Below are 18009 nucleotides of genomic sequence, written 5' to 3'. Positions count from 1 at the left end.
TCTTAAACATTGTATCTCATAGAACGTCAAATTACAAAATATAGTTCATGGAAAAGGGTAGAAAACAGGTAGTTTTCTACTCTATTCCATTCCGTACGCTTCTAAATTTTGGGGATTTTTTTCAAATCGGCCATTACTTTAGCGACAATGATTGCCGCATCTGCACGTAGAATATTTGACTTAGGTTTAAATTTATATCCCTTTTTCAGATCATTTGGATCAATAGGACTTCCTAAAATATACCCTTTATCGGCAATAGCTAATATCGATGGTTGAGCATAGTAGTCAATATCCTTATAATCCTCGAAATACTTCTGTAGACCTTTCTCAACCTTATCTCTATCGGTCTCAAGTTTAACGTTCAATGCTCTAGCAATCATTAACGCTGCATCTTGACGTAATATGTTACCTGTAGCACCAAACAAACGCGGCTCTTGTCCGCGAACTATTCCTGCTCTAGCAGCTGTCTCAATGTATCTGAAATCCCATAATCCATCTACGTTAACCGTGTACAACGCTGTTGGAAGATCTGTGAAGTGATTAACCCCTTCATAATTCAATGGTAAATCTAGAACACGTACAATCATGCGAGCGAACTCAGCACGTGTCTCATATAAATCTGTTCCGAATTGTTCATCGGGATCAGATGCGTTCATAACTCCTTTAGCATATATCGTTTCTATAAAGTCTCGACCATAAGGGTGTTCAACGGTATCAGTATACGAATAACCTAGTTTAGCTACTACATAGTATCCGAATTGACTGAATGGAATTTTAATCGTGTGCTTGTTAGCATCTACTACTCCTCCAATATTTTCCCACTGCTGTAATACTGGATCATAATGGAACACAGTGATTAATCGACCACTATCCGTTGCAATCACAGGATCATAATTCAATGTCAAACTACCTATCTTGGAAGGAACTAGTTCCCGACTTGGATCTCTATCATAAAAGGCCTTAATTGGTGCACTAGGAAATTGATATGGATCATTACCTTTTGTCACTGGATCGTAACTTTCTCGTGTACTGATGTCATCAGCTAATCCAGGATCAATCCAGTATACAGGACTTGACTTCACAAATCTATCTTGGAAGTTTCCAATGAATTTTTGTTTACCTGTAGCTAAAACAAAGTCAAAATTGGATGATATTCTGTCATACTCATGACGATCTACAACCCCATCAGTGTTATTCCCAATAGAAAATAGAATATCATGTCCTGAGAACACTTGGTTTTTATATTGTTCTGTAACACTATAATCTTTTCTTAATAATGTTGTTCCTTTAGCAAAGGTCAAATTCAATGCCCCATCAAAAACTTTATGCGAATTCTTCATTGTCTCCAAATATTGTGCCCCAGGAATGCTTGCCGGAACATATTTCACATTTATGGAGTCTTTGAACTGGTCACTGCCCCGTGTGATAACAATATCTATCTTGTTATCCTTACCAGCCTTTAGATTCTTAACAAGAACACGGTAAGCTGGTGCATAATCAATCACGCCGTCGTAATCTGGATCGTAATTAATTTTCTCAGCAGCAACTTTGTTAATGGTAATACTATCAGCATCTTGTGAATAGATAACAACTTCTACAAAGTTCTTATTTACTACACGTTTCTGTGGAAGTGGTTCAAGTACAGTATACGGAATGGCTAATGAATTCACTTCCATGCGATAAATCGCACGTGGTCCATCATATCCTGAGTTATATAAACTGATTGTATATAACTTAGGACTTCCATCTCCGTATATATCTTGATCATTGAGAATAAAGCTGAAATATTGATCTGTATAATTGTAATACACTGTTAATCTTGGTTCATCGGCTTTAATCGTATTAAAGACATCTTTGTTCTCCCATGAAAAAAACTCATTACTTAAATTCCATTCGATATCTTTCATACCCGGCGATTGAATAAGTATCTTATAGTCTGATAAGTCTGCATTCATACTAGAAATAGCAGATTGTACATCAAATTTATTCATACCTAAATCGATAAAGTCAAATGTACCAAATACATTCATCTTTGTTTCTTTAGTCATATATACACTGTTCTTAAGCTGGAAATTAGGGTCTTTCGGTTTAGGATCATCGCGATATGATGTGCTGTATGGAAAAATTCCATCTGATTTGGGAACTGGTATTACAAGTACATTAGTCGGAATGATACTTACCTTCATTTTGCTCTCATATGAAGAGGATGCTGTTCTAACCACTAATTTAATGACGTTATCACCAATAACTAGTGCGCCATTTGTTCCATATACATCTGGTATTGATGACGGATCAAGCATAAATGATGTTTTTGCTGCTCCATTCTGAACTAATTTAACTAACGTATTATTAATATACAAAAACACACTTTGAGAAGTCCCGCTATATACTATCTCAGCATCATTTGCAATATCGAGAAATTGCCCCTTGAGATCATCTAAAGCTGTCATAATCGTATTCTGTCTTATAGCTAAGTCTTTAGTCGTATCTAGTTCAATCTTCATGTCATTATAGACACTATTGAACTGAACATAAGGATCAAATAGAAAATTCACTTTTACTTTTTTCTCAACACCATTTGTGGATAAATATATATTCTGTTCTCCGTTAGCAGGTAATTTAGTGAATTCAATAAATACCCGTTGCAGTGTTATTTGTTCACCATTTACTTTTTTGATAACAGTATCCTTTGCTGAGAGTAGTCTCCAATTATATTCTGAAGAGGCATATGTTACTTTATCAGCAGCATCAGTAATCTTCGTAATATCAACTATAGGTGTGGAGCTATTCGCTACCAGAACTTCTACTGCGAAAGGAACAGACAATATATTCGTTCCTTGCATCGGTGAGCCTGATAGACTCTTAATTTTATCATCCGACAGTTTCGTGTTGTACCCTGATAAATAATTAACTTCATGGATAAAGGCAGTATTCTTATCTCTGAGCCTAAAGCCCATGCTTGCCGACTTGTCTTCAACCTGAGGAGAACTAGTTCTGTTCCATGCACTTAGTTCAACAAAGTATTGCTTATCATAACTCAATGTAGTTGCAGGAAGAGAATATGCAATAGTCGCATATTGATCATCAGTTTCCACTGGATTAACTAACGAGAAGGGAGCAGTACCATTAGTTACGATTGTATTTGTTGTACCATCTTTAATCACATAAGAAATCTGATCCGCTGGATCAGGTGCAATTCCTTGTGTAATTGGGAGAACAGCTTGACCATTAATGGCAACGCTATTACTAGTTACTGTGAAGTCTGGATTGCTAATAAGGTCGCCTGATTCCAGGTTACCGTCCGTCGCTGTAACATCATAGAAGGTAACCCGTCCGTTGTAAAAGGTGATCTCTCTTGTGGTTTCAATCGACTGGCTATTATTACTTATCCGAAATGTAACGATATTGTTCCCTTGATGAATATTTACTGAAGTAGCATTAAATTTGAAAGCATTTTTTGAAGATACGTTGTATGTCCAACTCTTACCATTCACCTCAATAGTTACTTTATCTGCGTTAGGTGCCTTTCCAGAGATGGCGATGTCTACATTTGCTTTGCCAAAAGAGGATCCCTTTAATTCAGACGGTACTATTGTAGTACCATCTTCTTTCAACGGAATAGTCATACTACTAAATATAGCCGCCAAATCAATGAGCATAGGACCATTTCTATATTCCAAGTAGATCGAATCCTCTACCTGAGTTGTGCCTTGCTTTCCTTTGAATGTGATTTTATTCAGACCAGGAAATAATTGAATGTTAAGAATGCTAATATTCGTTCCATTCAATTTGATGCTTCCCTTCTGTCCTTCGCGTGAGTTAATAGGTGTAGTACCCGTCTTCGGAAGTTGATATACACTATAGGAGATCGTACTTCCAATCACATTATTTATTGCACCATCAAGTGTGACCTGTTCTGTATTAACTACTCTTGCATCAGTTTGTGTATATTGTTCATTGGGGAATGAAAAGAACCTTCCCGCTGCCGCATCAACTGTCGGCGATAATGTCGCCGGTAATATACCAACAAACATAGCTAACGTTAACACTAATGATAATAACCTTTTCAAAATTATGTTCCTCCTCTTTTTGTAAGCCTCACCTATCGAGATCGATGAAACATCGTTATCTACTATATCGGCAGGAATCTTACAAAATTTTAGAAAAATACATACAAAAACATCCTTACCATAAATTGGCAAGGATGTAAATTAAAATAATATATAGGTTATATTCCGAAAATTATCTAACGAACTTAATAACCATTATCATATAGTCCTTATTTCGATCTCGTCTCTGCACTCTCTTTCATACGCAGTCTTGCAATGAGATTCAATAATGGCCTCTTAGTCTTACCGATAAGTCCAATGACTTCGGCTCCGATCTGTAGGAAGAACATCATTACACAGATCACGACAAAGGTAACCCAGTTTGCATCGTACAACGCTGCAGACGATTGAATAACCGCTAGTACTCCGAAGAAAGTAGCAATGCCATAAATTATCAATACGCTTTGGCGGTGGCTGAAACCAAGTTCGCCTAAGCAATGATGTAAATGACCTTTATCTGGTGCGAAGATAGGTTTCTTCTGAACCCATCGACGAATAATTGCAAAGAACGTGTCCGACAAAGGAACCGCAATAATAATTAAAGGTGTTATAAGGGACACTATGGCAACTTGTTTGAATCCTAATAAGGATAACATGGCTAAACAGAAGCCAAGAAACAATGACCCGGAATCACCCATAAAGATCTTAGCTGGATGAAAGTTAAAGAATAGGAATCCAATAATAGCTCCAAGTAAAATGATACATAAAAGTGCAATCATCATATTGCCCATAAGCAGAGACATCACAAGGATCGTCCCGATGGCAATACCGGAGACTCCTGCAGCAAGTCCATCCAATCCATCAATCAAATTTATAGCGTTCGTCACTCCAACGATCCAAAGTATCGTAAGAGGTATCGAAATCCAACTCTCCAATACGGAGTAGTTATCATTAAAAGGTATATTTACAAAATTCACGGATATATCAAACCCAAACACCACAACACATGCCGCTATAATCTGGCATACAAACTTCAATTTAGCGGATAACTGAAAGCGATCGTCAAGTGCACCAATCAGCACAATCATTGTTCCACCAATTACAAACGCCTTAATGAAATTAGTATCCCGGAGCGACAAATCATTCGCTACGAATGGAAGTGTTAATAGAAGAGCCAGCATAAAGGCCAAATAAATTCCAAGCCCACCCAGACGAGGCATCACCTTCGTATGCACTTTACGTGCATCCGGTACATCTATGGCGCCTATTTTAAAAGCAAATTTCTTCACTTGAGGCGTAAGTAGGAGTGCCAGTCCTAAAGACAGGACAAATCCGATGATAGCTATCATTAACATTTAAGTCTTCAACCTCCATTTTCTCTAACGGAATGAATTATACTCCGTTCGAAAAATAAACACCAACTCTAAATTTCAGCAATTTACCGCTAAATTGGCCCATAATCGCTCATTTAGTTGGGTTTTGTTATGTTTTCTTTATTGCGGAGGACTTTCACTGCAAATTGCGGCAACGCAAGCATTCTACGATATCTCGTCGGTTCACTCAATAACCGATACAACCATTCCGATCGTAACTTTTGAAAAAGAACTGGAGCCCGCTTTGTTTTACCCGAAATGACGTCAAAACTGCCTCCAACACCCATCATTAATGGTACACCCAATTGTTCTTTATATTCATGAATCCAAGGTTCTTGCGTATCGGAAGAACGAGCAACAAACAGAATATCTGGATTTGTACCCTTAATTTGCTCGATTATCTTCGCATCATCTGCCGGACCAAAATACCCATCGTGATAACCTACGATATCTACACCCGGGTATTTCATTTGTAACCTTAAAGCGGTCTCTTGAATCACTTCTGTTGTAGAACCAAGTAAATAAACTCTCCAGTGATGACTTTCTCCCGTTCTCATGAGTTCATGTAGTAGATCGAAACCGGCAACCCGTTCCTGTACAGGATTACCAGCCACATTAGCCGCCCATACAACCCCCGTTCCATCGGGAACAATTAACTCCGCATGTTCCATTACAGTTCGATACGTTGGATCATTCAATGCAGCCATAACCATGATTGGATTTGCTGTAATAACCTGATGTGGCTTACGCATGGTAATTGCTTCTGTTAAGTACTGAACGGTATCAGACATCCCCCACTTGCAAACCTCAATTCCAAAAATAGGGACTGTCGGTACTTTGGGTAACCATTTCTCATTCATTTGTAATCACCTTTGAAAGTATATATTCAACAATACGTTTGGCAGGCACTTGAGATTCCTGCTTTAAACGATCTATTTGTGTTGCGTGAACATTCCGCCATTCCTCTTCGTGCAGCAGCAAATGTTCAATTTCTGATGATAGAGCATCCGGACTTAATGAGGAGGTATCTCCGACAGGTTGTTGATCTAGTCTTTGTAAGAAATGATTGATCTTAGGATCATAAGAGATACCTATCATTGGAACCCTAGAATTGGCAGCATAGATTAAGCTGTGTAATCTCATTCCAATGACAAGTTGGCACTGACTAATCTCCCATAACATGTCCTGTGGATAAACCATATCCGAGCATATGCTCATCTGGCTTCCTATAGAAGAGACATCTCCCAGTAGTTCCATCATATAATGAGAAGCTTCAACGTCAATTGGAAGATGAAACGGTAAGAATCTCACATGAATAGGTTGCTTCTTCATCACTATTTGTAATCCTTCAACAATCTTCTGAAGTTCCTTATAATCCTTCTCCCAATACCGGACAGAGATACCAATGATGGGTAGATTTCCTTCATACGGCATTTCATCATTTAATACTGTACTTTGTTCCCTAGGCCGGAGCCCCATCACTGGATCAGGAACAACATCTATCACTTTCCCCTGTAAACCCATACTCCGAAGCAACTCAGCTGATTCTTGGTCACGAACAGATATATAAGCACATTTCTTAAAAACAGATTTAATCATCGGATGAAATAACCCACGATTTACAGGACCTACACCCTGAGAATAAATAAATGTAGGCTTCTTCATCCATTGAGCCAGCTTGATAATCCCTAAGTAATAAGGAATTGTCTTCGGACCTGTAACATCCTGAAGTAAACTTCCTCCACCACTAATTAGACCACAGCTGTCTTTAATAGCTTGTCTTACTTCCCCAAGCTTCATACGATGTACCGCTTGAACTCCGTAAGTTAACTTAGTCCATTCAGGATCGATTGAAAGTACAACAGGTTGTAGCACTATTCCTAATTCCTTAGCCTGTTCTTCTAAAGCCATCAGAATGGACTGAAGAACAGCTTCATCTCCGCTATTCTTATACCCATAGAATCCTGATATAACTATCGTTTGAGAAGCGGTGACCATCGTTTCCAACACCCTTCTGCAATTTGCCATACGGCTATCGCGACAAGTCCAATGATAAGTCCTAATCCTAATCCCAATAGGTTTCGGACTAGAGAAATTATCTGCGGTGTATGGATATGCGCAAATGTATCAACCATAGACAATTGTCCGATGGTAGCAATAACCAAAATGTAGATAGCATTACGATACTTAATCGCCATAAAAGCTCCTAGTAAGAACAATGGATGTCCCATAAGGAATTCTTTACTACGTGGTCGAACACCAAATGTATTCTCCATAAACGAGCGGAATGACATCTCAAGCGATGTTACGGAACCAGCGTTACCCGTACGACTTAAGTAATAGTAACCTACTATTGCAATCAATCCGGCAACGATAACACCCATAATAGTAATTCTACTACGGAGGATTCTACTCATCTGCTGACGTAAATTCCCACCACGATACATAATTACATACAACCCAGTGAGGGCAATTGGTCCAAAGTGTAATAGGCTTACTCCTCGGAATTGGCTAAGAACTAATTCATACGTAACATTGTTTAGCAGAGCAACAACGAAAGGAATGGCACTTAAAGAAATGATCGAAGTCTTTACAAACAAGACAAGTGCGTGAGTCAACCGGCGACTAATCTTCATTTCCTTTATGTTAACATTCAGTTCGTTAATCTTACGTACAGCTAGCACCATCGCTATTGTCGGTGCACTTATTGCAACCAATAAGGCGAGTCCCTGCTCGAACAATGTGGGTTTTAGAATGAATAACCCCGCACTCCCGATCATTCCCAATAGGAAAGCTGGGATGGTTAGCATCGGAATGAAATAAGATATGAGTAGCGATATGAAAGCAACACCACCCAGGACAACTACCAACTTCAATATGCGTTGATATGAAGAATCTGTCACATCAAATGCCTTAGCTTGACCCATCGTAAAGCCGTTACTCTCCATTTTTTCAATGGCATTCCCTGGCTCTGTAAGACTATGGATTAAGTTATCCATAGGATTCGTAATCATGGCTTTTGAAGAATTACGACTTGGAGCTGCATTTAAATAGAACATTCGGATATTACGATCTTTACTTGCTAGAGCGAGACGATCAGCAATCGTCTGTACATCTAGATTAGCGTCACCTTCACTTAATGAATATAAGCGTACAACATTATAGTCAATATCATAAGCTAATTTGTTGAAACCTAATTGAGGTTTCTTTAAATTCTCAATAGCCACAATACCAATTCCATGCTCTTTTAGCAAAGCAGCAAAGGAATCCAAACTCTTCATGTCTGCTTGATTGTTGTATCCTTTTACGCTTTCCCCTTCAAAGAGAATGCGTGTTACCCCTGCAGCCTCAAAATCAGATAATAAATTTTCCATATAATCTTGATTGTAATCAAGACTGTCTCCTAATCGAGGTACAATATTAAATCCTTTATCACGCAACATGTTGAACGTTATTGGATCAGACCGCATCGGCTTCAGTATAGCATTCTCAAGAGGAGTCTCAATAATAAGCCCAGTATGGTTATTATATGACCATGGCTTAACTGTGATTTCCAACCTATTGAATGTCTCCTTAATCACAGGAGCTATCTGACTTGCACTCTCATCATTATTAAACGCTATGTACGTAAAATTCTCGTTCACAGGATTTACTTGATCTGTTTTGTTCGCGATATCTTTACTATTGTAAAGCGTTAACCGTCGTGATTTCTGGAATTCATCTAATCTACTTTCGAACATGGCCATGCTGTTTACGCCAGCATCTTTTAACCTATCCAATTGTTCACTGATAAAGTTCTCAGGATAAGCTTCATAAGCCGCCATATCCACTAAATCACGGTAATCGAATACAAGCTCTACTTGATTTGCAGATGTCTCCGTCTTATAGCGATCATACATCACAGGCATAGCAGCTACTATTCCTACTATAACTAGGATCCATAACCATTTCCGAGAGGAAACACTCCACTTTTTCCAATTATACTGCACTGACAAGTCCTCCTCATATCTCATTCAGGAACATGTCCTACTCTCATTAGAATGTCCATGTTCCTGAATCTATCCATACTATCTATACTATCTTTACAAACTTCTTATTAAGCATCAACGCGAGACATAACTTCTTGAACCAGCTTCGCGATCCGTTCCTCTGCGTTCCCTATAGAATCACCACGTACTGCAAAATAAACTTTAATCTTCGGTTCAGTACCTGATGGGCGGAGACAGAACCATGAGCCATCTTCCAACATAAACTTCAATACATTTTCTTGTGGAAGACCATCTAGACCTTTGGAATAGTCCAATACTTCATTCACTTGAACACCAGCAACTTCAAGAGGTGTTTGCGTACGCCAAGCTGTCATTTTGGATTGAATTTGCGCAATTCCGTCCTTACCCTTCAGTGTACGGGATTCCAATCTCTCTTGGAAATATCCGAACTGCTCATATAGCTCTTCTAGTACATCATACAATGTCTTACCTTGGCCTTTATAGAAAGCTCCTGCTTCAGCAATCAACATAGAAGCAAGCACAGCATCCTTGTCCCTAGCGTAATTGCCCGCTAAGTAACCATAGCTTTCTTCATACCCAAACAAATACGTATATTGTCCGGATTTTTCAAACTGAGTCATTTTCTCACCGATATATTTAAATCCAGTCAGCGTATTAATCACTTCTGCTCCATAATGTCGGGCAATTGCTGCGCCCATCTCACTCGTTACGATAGTCTTCACCACGACACCATTCTCCGGAAGTGTACCTGCTGCCTTCAACTGACTTAATAGATAATGAATCATAATAGCCCCAGATTGATTTCCTGAGAGTACGATATACTTACCATCTTTATCTTTGACTACAGCGCCCATACGATCACAATCGGGATCTGTACCAATTAAGATATCTGCATTTAGCTCTTCTCCCAGCTTCATAGCTAGTGTGAAAGCTTCACGTTCTTCAGGGTTAGGTGATTTAACTGTTGAAAATTCTGCATCTGGCTGTTCTTGTTCTGGAACAACATGAACATTAGTGAATCCAATGGCTTCAAGAGTCTTACGCACAGGAATATTACCTGTACCATGTAACGGTGTGTACACGATGCGGAAGTCCTTTCCTAAAGAGGAACGGATAAGATCAGCGTTCACGCTATGCTCAGCAATCGTACGTACAAATGCATCATCATCTGCTTCACCGAGCCATACTAACAGTCCTTGTTCCTCAGCTTCAGCTTGCTTAAGCCTCTTCACAGCGGAGAAAGATTCAACCTCTTTAATATGTTGAATAACTTGTTCTGCTTCATGAGGAATCAGCTGTCCACCTTGATTATTATATACTTTATATCCATTGTATTCTGGAGGGTTATGACTCGCTGTAATCACGATTCCACCGGTTGCACCCAAGTCACGTACACTGAATGATAACTGCGGAGTGGTACGAAGCGATGGAAATAATTTAGCTACAATTCCATTCCCAGCAAGTACAAGTGCAGACTCCAAAGCAAACTCTGGAGAAAAGTGACGAGAATCATATGCTATAACAACAGAAGGCTTACCTTCAGTTTGCCCAAATGATCCTAAAATATATTGTGCAAATCCTTGTGTAGCCTTACCAATCGTGTACCGATTCATACGATTGCTACCGGCACCTATAACGCCTCTTAGTCCTCCTGTACCGAACTCTAGATCTTTATAGAAACGATCCTCTAACTCTTGTGGTTCTTGCTCTAAATTTCGAAGTTCCTGTTTCGTGTCCTCATCGATATTAGAATCCTTGAGCCACTGCTCGATGTTATTAATGGATTGTTGACTTAATTGAGACATGTAAAGTCCCCCTTCACTTTTATATATAGATTAGTCTAAAGTCTACACTTATATTGAGAGTAAGTCTTTAGTTCAATCTATCTAGTAGAATGGTTTTCTAGTAGGATGACACAAGGAAATATGATCAGGTAGGATCCGATAATGCAAACATAATTTCACCTTCTGCTACAACTTTGTCTTCTACCTTCGCGACAGCCTTCCCTTTACCGAAGTTGCCTTTAAGACGAATAATCTCAACTTCTAATCGTAATGTATCACCCGGTACTACCTGTCCTCGAAAGCGAAAATTATCTAAGCTTGCTAAAAATCCAATCTTGCCCTTATTGCTCTCCACATTTAGAATAGCAACAGCTCCTACTTGGGCCAATGCCTCCGTAATAAGAACTCCCGGCATCACAGGGTAACCCGGGAAATGTCCCGTAAAAAAGGGCTCATTGATAGTTACATTCTTAATCCCAACTGCCCGTTTACCATCCTCAAGTTCAATAATACGATCAACAAGTAAAAACGGGGGTCTATGCGGAATGATCTCCTGAATTTGATTCACATCTAACACAAATAAAACTCCCTTCGAATAACCTTTATAAGTTACGGCAATACTATGTAATATCCTTCATCTTCTGCAGAATATGGAGGTTCAGATAAGGGACTTTCTCCTTAGGCATTATGTCTAATGGATGATGGTCCTTTTGTCCTTTATCCCCCATCATTATACAGTTATCCAACCTAAAAAGAAAACTCCCAAATGAACGGAGTTTTCTTCCTTTAGATCAACTTACTCGAATATCTAACCTTCGTTAAGGTGCAAAAACAAGGTCAAAGACATGCTTCCACGTATCCCATTGGAATACTTCACCCAAGCTACGCTTACCAAAGATCACATACCCTACTACTACACCTACTATTAAGGCTATTAGCAAAAACAGTGGAATCATGAATCTCAATACAATTCGCCATCTTGGTGTTTTCTTACGATTCTGTGCTGGCTTACGATCATCACCCATGATTACCCCTCCTTATCCTCGCAAATTGTTAGCAAGGCCCATCATGTTGTCACTGGAGGTTAATGAACGAGCTATCATTTGGTATGCCCGTTGTATTTGAATCATATTAGTCATTTCTGATGCTAAGTCCACATTAGATTTCTCTAATTTACCTGAAAGTATCGATACATTATCTGGCTTAACTGTATTGGTATCTCCAAAAACTTCATTATTCGTTACTCCATTTGCCACTACAAACTTATTCCCATCCATCTGAACTAGCCCTTCAGGTCTTTGCAACTCAACAAATTGAATCTGACCCACTGATACTCTTGTTGAAGTTCCGTTTGCTGTTGACCATACGTTTCCGTCATCATCTATCGCTACTTTTGAATTGGTCGGAACTATAATTGGCTGATTCGCCCGATTAAGTACATAATCGCCTTGGCTATTTAACAGCACCATAGAGTTCGGATCGTTCATAACTGGATTGAAATGAAATGATCCTTCGCGTGTATAAGCAATGTTTCCATCACTCTGTATAGCGAACAATCCATTACCCTGAATTGCGAGATCCGTCGGAATGCCCGTATCTTGAATAGCTCCTTCTATCATGTTAGATGTTACTGAAGCCAATTTTACACCAAATCCAATATTATGTCCTAGTGGTGTAGCTCGTCCTGTACTGCGAAAGTCTTCCAAATGGCTTTGAACGCGAGTCAACACATCTTCAAAAGAGTTTTCTTTACGTTTATATCCTATTGTATCCATATTCGCTATATTATCAGCTATTAGATCCAATCTAGATTGCATACTATTCATAGACACGGCAGCACTAATTAATGAGTTGTTCATGATCTAGTCTAACCTCCTCAAATAACATCATTTAATCCTATTCTATTACACTCTACCAATTTCGTTAACTGCTTTATCCAAGCTTCTATCATAATACTGGATAACCTTTTGGTTGGATTCATAAGCACGTGCAGCTAAGTTCAAATCGACCATAGATTGCGTCGAGTTCACATTAGATCTCTCGATGTATCCCTGTCTCACTTCTAAATTGTCACCAGCGATGCTCAAACGGACATCTGCAGCATCCATATTATCTATGCGAAACACACCATTTCCTTCTCGAACCATTTCATAAGGTTGATTTACAACACTTACCGCAATGGAAGTACCTGTAGGTAGTCCTGTAGCTGTATCAATGATGCGTCCTTTTCCATCCACCTTAAGATCTTCAATAGACCCCTTGATTGTGATTGGGTTATTATTTACATCTAATACCTGAAACCCTGTAGAAGTAATCAGTTGCCCATCAGAGGTCACCCTGAAATTCCCGTCACGTGTGTATCTAGTCTGCCCATTAATGTCCTGTACTGTAAAAAAGGTCTGTGGTTGATAGGTCGTATTTCCTTCCTCATCTATATATTTACCATTTGAGTCAAAAGGAATAGGTTGATTCGTATCCGGATCATACACAATAATATCTGACGAAAGTGCAAAATCCGTTGTATTATTACTCTCAGTCACAACACCCGGCGTAAACATGGAGATACTTTCCTCCATGAACACACCTGTATTAAGTTTTCCTAACTTACGTTCCAAATTGTTTGAATCTCCACCCGTAATAGATACGAGCACTTCTGGAAATGAACGTGCTACACTATCAACTTGTTTGTAACCAAACGTGTTGATATTCGCAATATTCTGCGTCACCGTATCATGACGACGCTGTTGCGAGATTAAGCCTGCTGCCGCTGTATAAAGTCCTCTTAACATAATCTACTTCCCCTTTCTAATCCTAATTCTAGCTGTATTAATAACTGTGAATAAACATCCCCTCAATAACCCATCCGTATTACACATCCTAAGAATATATATCGGCTAATTAATACTTTTTCTTTATCACTTTATCTAAATTGTCTAACATTATTCCAGTTCCTTTAACAACACAGTGCATAGGGTCCTCTGCTACAAGTACAGGGACACGTAACTCACTTGACAATAGTTCATCTAACCCATTCAATAATGCTCCTCCGCCTGTGAGGATAACACCGCGATCAATAATATCTGCTGACAACTCGGGTGGCGTACGTTCTAAGACAGATTTGGCTGCTAATACGATGGAAGAGATCGGATCCCACAACGCCTCTTGTACTTCTCCAGAAGTAATAGTAATGGTTAAAGGTAACCCTGATACCATATCTCTTCCGCGAATGTCCATCTCAGCTTGACTTCCACCTGGGTGCACAGTTCCAATGTTAACCTTAATGTCTTCAGCAGTACGTTCACCTATAAGTAATTTATACTTACTCTTTATGTACTTGGTTATAGCCTCATCGAACTTGTCCCCTGCTATTTTAAGCGAAGAAGCGGTAACGACATCGCCCATAGAAAGTACAGCAACATCAGTCGTCCCACCACCAATGTCAACAACCATGTTCCCACTCGGCTCATATATATTCATACCTGCACCAATAGCCGCTGCCTTAGGTTCTTCTTCTAAGTATACTTCTTTAGCACCACTACGCTCAGCTGCTTCACGAATAGACTTTTGTTCCACAGAGGTAATATTCGTTGGTGCACAAATGAGTATACGAGGGCGACTGTACCAGGTACGTCCCCCTACGCTTTCGATAAAGTACTTAAGCATCATTTCAGTTACTTCAAAATCAGCAATGACTCCGTCGCGCAACGGACGAATCGCTACGATATTGCCCGGAGTACGCCCAATCATCCGACGTGCATCATCTCCGATAGCAAGAACTTTTTTGGTATCCCTTTCAATCGTCACAACTGAAGGTTCATTTAAAACCACACCCCTTCCTTTGACGTAAATGAGCACATTCGCCGTGCCGAGATCTATTCCAATATCCTTGCTTAACATCATGAAGAGCCCCCAAAGTGTTATTTTATGGTAATTCATAGCGTCCTTAGTATCCAATCTATACGTTCGACAGGAATTTACAAAAAATTCATTTTCGAATATTTTAGATTACACGATTCGACCCTATACCATCTTTTAACATATCATACTTCAGGGGATGGATTCAATTGGAATTATCGTGATTATGCTATTATTATGACTTTACTGCACTGACAACCTCTCTTTTTTTATCATTCGTTTTTTTATACTTAATTTTGGTGGCTTCGCCTCCCCTGAGATGGCGGATTGATTTGTGATACTCTAGAATATGTTTGACTTGATCCGCCAGATCAGGATTGATCTCTGGCAGTCGTTCCGTTAAATCTTTATGCACCGTGCTCTTCGATACGCCAAATTCCTTGGCAATGGTTCGGACCGTTTGCCTAGTCTCCACGATACAACGTCCAATCTTGATCGTCCGTTCCTTGATGTAATCGTGCACGCCCCCGCCTCCCTACTGTGGATAGTTTGGTACATTATATGAGAGGCGTGCCTATATATTCGCAGTTTAGATGTCTGACAAGCTTTTGCATGCTCATTTTTTTTATGGACATGTTAATTTCGAACCACTTTAAGACCACCAAAAAGGCAGGGTATCCCCTGCCTTTCCAGTGTTTTTAGCGTTCTGTATCGTATGAATGGAGCTTAACCTCTTTATTTATTTCGGAGGAAGCAATTCGGATGGATTGACAATTTCACCATTGTTGTAAACTTCAAAGTGCACATGATTACCAAGGTCACTTTCCATTTCACTACGTCCAGCACTTGCAAGCGTACTTCCTTGAGTCACCTCATCACCTAACTTCACTTTAGCATCCGTTAGACTCTGATATACTGTCTTCAAATTGTTTGCGTGTGTAACTTCCACCACGGTACCCATCAATGGATGTGGATCTACCCGAGTGACCTTACCACTCAATGCAGCTTTGACTTCAAAAGTCTTATCATCCTCACGAGCTAGATCCAACCCTGTGTTCGTTACAAACGTATCATTGTATTGAACCATCGCTTCCAGATGGTTTTCTTCAGAACCTTTTGGATCATAGTACGGTTTCACAATGTTTACTTCTTTTGCATTCACTACTGGCCATGTCATACTCTCTGCCTTAGCAATGACTTCGAGTGCATCTTTGTCCAACGGGTTTATACCACTTTCAGTATCTTTGGATACGAGACTTTCAGATACTGTAGTAGGGTCTGTAGTAAGTGCTTTCTGACTGGAATCCTGATAGACCCACACTAAAGTTAGTATAAGTGCTGCTGCGGCCATGTACACTGCTGGGTAAATCCATCGTTTCGACAACAGCCTTTTCCATGAAGACAGTTTTTCAACCGGTGCTCCTTTTAATGGTTTAGGAGTTTCTCCATGCGTTTGATTTTTGTTTTGTTCATTCATAGTTATCACCTCTGTAATCATTCTTACCGAGATGAAATCTTTTATACCTTTTCCTGAACTATTATTTTTTAGAGAGTAGTTTAGTAACTTGTTGAAACTCAATTCCAGTATAATAGTGTTTGAGAATTTGAGTAGCTGTATACCCTTCCTTCGCCATCCCATTCGCTCCCCACTGACTCATCCCTACACCATGCCCGTAACCATATGTAGTGATAACAATATCATTCCCCGAGGCTACCCACGAGAACTGACTTGAACGCAATCCTAGTTTCTCACGAACTTCCCTACCACTGAATTTAACGCCACCAATAGTTACTTCTTTAATACGGTGTCCTTCTGTAGTTGAGAGAATATGAATAAGAGAATCGGAATTCTCATTCTTCATAGTAGGTATACTGATATTCGATAGGCCCAAATTACTTAAAAATTGTTTCTGACTTATCTTCAGTGTCTCTTTATAGTGTGGAGCTATATCCTTATCCCAAGGACTCGGTACACTTCGTAAATAAGGGATTGATGCATTCCAGTAATCTTCTGAGTTCTCCGTATACCCATTACTAGTTGAGAAAAAAGATGCCGTAATCGGTTTACCTTTATACGTCATAACTATATTGCTACTATCTTTTACAGCACGCTGTAATTTAGTTAGTAGCGTTGCCTTTTCACCGATCCATTCTTTCTCTAGTGTTTCCTTCGATATATAGACTTGATGGGCGACTGTATCCGTAACATCAGCACCTTCTATGGGCACACCACTCTTATCATTACTTAATAGACGTTGAATTATAAAAGTACGGGCGGCAATCGCCTGTGCAGTAAGTGCGTTACTCTCAAATTCAGCTGGCATTTCCGCTGCAACAACTCCTGTGACATAATCATCAAGCGGAAGCGTCTCAATACGGTCCAACTTGGACAAATATACGGATACCATTGTTTCTGGTCCTTGTTCTGGTTCGGATCCTTCTTGTCCAGCTACTACTTCAGGTAATGTAGGGGTTGTTTCCACAATCTGATTTTCAATTGGTAGGGTCACCACAGGATTATGCCTAAGCATCACTACGAATACAGGTAACACCAGTGCAAGCGTAAGCAGGCCCCCTACAGCCCATATGGTGGGTGGAATTCGCTTCTGCATAGCTTTGGGACTGCGCCATCTTATACGTCTCCCAAAACGATGTCGGCTGCTACGGGTACGTTTCCCCTGCCTCACATTAAATCGAATAGGGTTAGAGGCGGGAGGAGGATCTTCTACTTGTCTATTATTCACTAAGGTTGGTGATCCTAGAGAGAGAGGCTCAAGTGTTGCGGAATTAGACACTTCCTCAGAATCTAGAATTTGAGCTATAGGCTTTATCTTGATTTTGATTTGTTGGCGCGGATCTTTCATATGAATGTAACCCTCCGTTCTTTCTCATCAAATGTCTATGACTTTGCGGCTCTATCTAATTTATACATATGAGA

14 protein-coding genes are annotated in these 18009 nt (G+C 39.6%); all 14 read right to left on the bottom strand.

The annotated features are described in order from the left end of the window. Nucleotides 1-101: 101 nt before the first annotated feature. Entirely contained in the window at nt 102-4070 is a 3969-nt protein-coding gene (locus AC1D7X_RS15580) for an S-layer homology domain-containing protein (RefSeq protein WP_495475568.1), read from the bottom strand. Nucleotides 4071-4279: 209 nt separating this feature from the next. Then, entirely contained in the window at nt 4280-5404 is a 1125-nt protein-coding gene (locus tag AC1D7X_RS15575) for an MraY family glycosyltransferase (RefSeq protein ID WP_495456718.1), read from the bottom strand. A 113-nt stretch (nt 5405-5517) separates the two neighbouring features. Beyond that, nucleotides 5518-6282 (bottom strand): WecB/TagA/CpsF family glycosyltransferase, encoded by a 765-nt coding sequence (locus tag AC1D7X_RS15570; protein WP_495475567.1) that lies wholly within the window; start codon nt 6280-6282, stop codon nt 5518-5520. After that, nucleotides 6275-7420: a polysaccharide pyruvyl transferase CsaB gene (gene csaB / locus AC1D7X_RS15565; protein ID WP_495456720.1), complete on the bottom strand. Its 1146-nt coding sequence runs from the start codon at nt 7418-7420 to the stop codon at nt 6275-6277. The genes AC1D7X_RS15570 and csaB overlap by 8 nt, the downstream gene beginning before the upstream one ends. After that, nucleotides 7396-9411, bottom strand: a complete 2016-nt coding sequence (locus AC1D7X_RS15560) for a DUF5693 family protein (RefSeq protein ID WP_495456721.1) — start codon at nt 9409-9411, stop codon at nt 7396-7398. The genes csaB and AC1D7X_RS15560 overlap by 25 nt, the downstream gene beginning before the upstream one ends. Nucleotides 9412-9518: 107 nt before the next feature. Then, complete coding sequence (locus AC1D7X_RS15555) at nt 9519-11237, bottom strand: phospho-sugar mutase (RefSeq protein WP_495456722.1); 1719 nt, start codon at nt 11235-11237, stop codon at nt 9519-9521. Between the two features lie 124 nt (nt 11238-11361). Then, nucleotides 11362-11793, bottom strand: a complete 432-nt coding sequence (fabZ, locus tag AC1D7X_RS15550; RefSeq protein ID WP_495456723.1) for a 3-hydroxyacyl-ACP dehydratase FabZ — start codon at nt 11791-11793, stop codon at nt 11362-11364. Between the two features lie 241 nt (nt 11794-12034). Beyond that, nucleotides 12035-12241 (bottom strand): DNA-directed RNA polymerase subunit beta, encoded by a 207-nt coding sequence (locus AC1D7X_RS15545; protein WP_495456724.1) that lies wholly within the window; start codon nt 12239-12241, stop codon nt 12035-12037. Nucleotides 12242-12253: 12 nt separating this feature from the next. Next, nucleotides 12254-13075 carry a flagellar hook-basal body protein gene (locus AC1D7X_RS15540; RefSeq protein ID WP_495456725.1) on the bottom strand — a complete coding sequence of 274 codons (822 nt, stop codon included), beginning with the start codon at nt 13073-13075 and terminating at the stop codon, nt 12254-12256. 45 nt (nt 13076-13120) lie between these two features. Further along, nucleotides 13121-14005 (bottom strand): flagellar hook-basal body protein, encoded by an 885-nt coding sequence (locus tag AC1D7X_RS15535; protein ID WP_495456726.1) that lies wholly within the window; start codon nt 14003-14005, stop codon nt 13121-13123. Nucleotides 14006-14114: 109 nt separating this feature from the next. Further along, the gene (locus AC1D7X_RS15530; RefSeq protein ID WP_495475607.1) at nt 14115-15113 is read right to left on the bottom strand and encodes a rod shape-determining protein; all 999 of its coding nucleotides are present in this window, start codon (nt 15111-15113) and stop codon (nt 14115-14117) included. Nucleotides 15114-15306: 193 nt separating this feature from the next. Then, nucleotides 15307-15594 (bottom strand): sporulation transcriptional regulator SpoIIID, encoded by a 288-nt coding sequence (spoIIID, locus tag AC1D7X_RS15525; RefSeq protein WP_495456727.1) that lies wholly within the window; start codon nt 15592-15594, stop codon nt 15307-15309. Nucleotides 15595-15810: 216 nt separating this feature from the next. Beyond that, on the bottom strand, nt 15811-16548 hold the full coding sequence (locus AC1D7X_RS15520; RefSeq protein WP_495475566.1) for a peptidoglycan DD-metalloendopeptidase family protein: 738 nt from the start codon (nt 16546-16548) through the stop codon (nt 15811-15813). Between the two features lie 61 nt (nt 16549-16609). Continuing rightward, the gene (spoIID, locus tag AC1D7X_RS15515) at nt 16610-17935 is read right to left on the bottom strand and encodes a stage II sporulation protein D (RefSeq protein WP_495475565.1); all 1326 of its coding nucleotides are present in this window, start codon (nt 17933-17935) and stop codon (nt 16610-16612) included. Nucleotides 17936-18009 lie beyond the last annotated feature (74 nt).

Source organism: Paenibacillus sp. Y568 (assembly GCF_059445545.1).
This window is presented reverse-complemented; position numbering and strand designations above follow the sequence as displayed.

What these genes read in the sequence shown, in the direction of transcription:
- AC1D7X_RS15575 (WP_495456718.1), bottom strand. Translation starts at nt 5,404, where the DNA reads ATGTTAATGATAGCTATCATCGGATTTGTCCTGTCTTTAGGACTGGCA.
- AC1D7X_RS15570 (WP_495475567.1), bottom strand. Translation starts at nt 6,282, where the DNA reads ATGAATGAGAAATGGTTACCCAAAGTACCGACAGTCCCTATTTTTGGA.
- csaB (WP_495456720.1), bottom strand. Translation starts at nt 7,420, where the DNA reads ATGGTCACCGCTTCTCAAACGATAGTTATATCAGGATTCTATGGGTAT.
- AC1D7X_RS15555 (WP_495456722.1), bottom strand. Translation starts at nt 11,237, where the DNA reads ATGTCTCAATTAAGTCAACAATCCATTAATAACATCGAGCAGTGGCTC.
- AC1D7X_RS15545 (WP_495456724.1), bottom strand. Translation starts at nt 12,241, where the DNA reads ATGGGTGATGATCGTAAGCCAGCACAGAATCGTAAGAAAACACCAAGA.
- AC1D7X_RS15540 (WP_495456725.1), bottom strand. Translation starts at nt 13,075, where the DNA reads ATGAACAACTCATTAATTAGTGCTGCCGTGTCTATGAATAGTATGCAA.
- AC1D7X_RS15535 (WP_495456726.1), bottom strand. Translation starts at nt 14,005, where the DNA reads ATGTTAAGAGGACTTTATACAGCGGCAGCAGGCTTAATCTCGCAACAG.
- AC1D7X_RS15530 (WP_495475607.1), bottom strand. Translation starts at nt 15,113, where the DNA reads ATGTTAAGCAAGGATATTGGAATAGATCTCGGCACGGCGAATGTGCTC.
- AC1D7X_RS15520 (WP_495475566.1), bottom strand. Translation starts at nt 16,548, where the DNA reads ATGAATGAACAAAACAAAAATCAAACGCATGGAGAAACTCCTAAACCA.
- spoIID (WP_495475565.1), bottom strand. Translation starts at nt 17,935, where the DNA reads ATGAAAGATCCGCGCCAACAAATCAAAATCAAGATAAAGCCTATAGCT.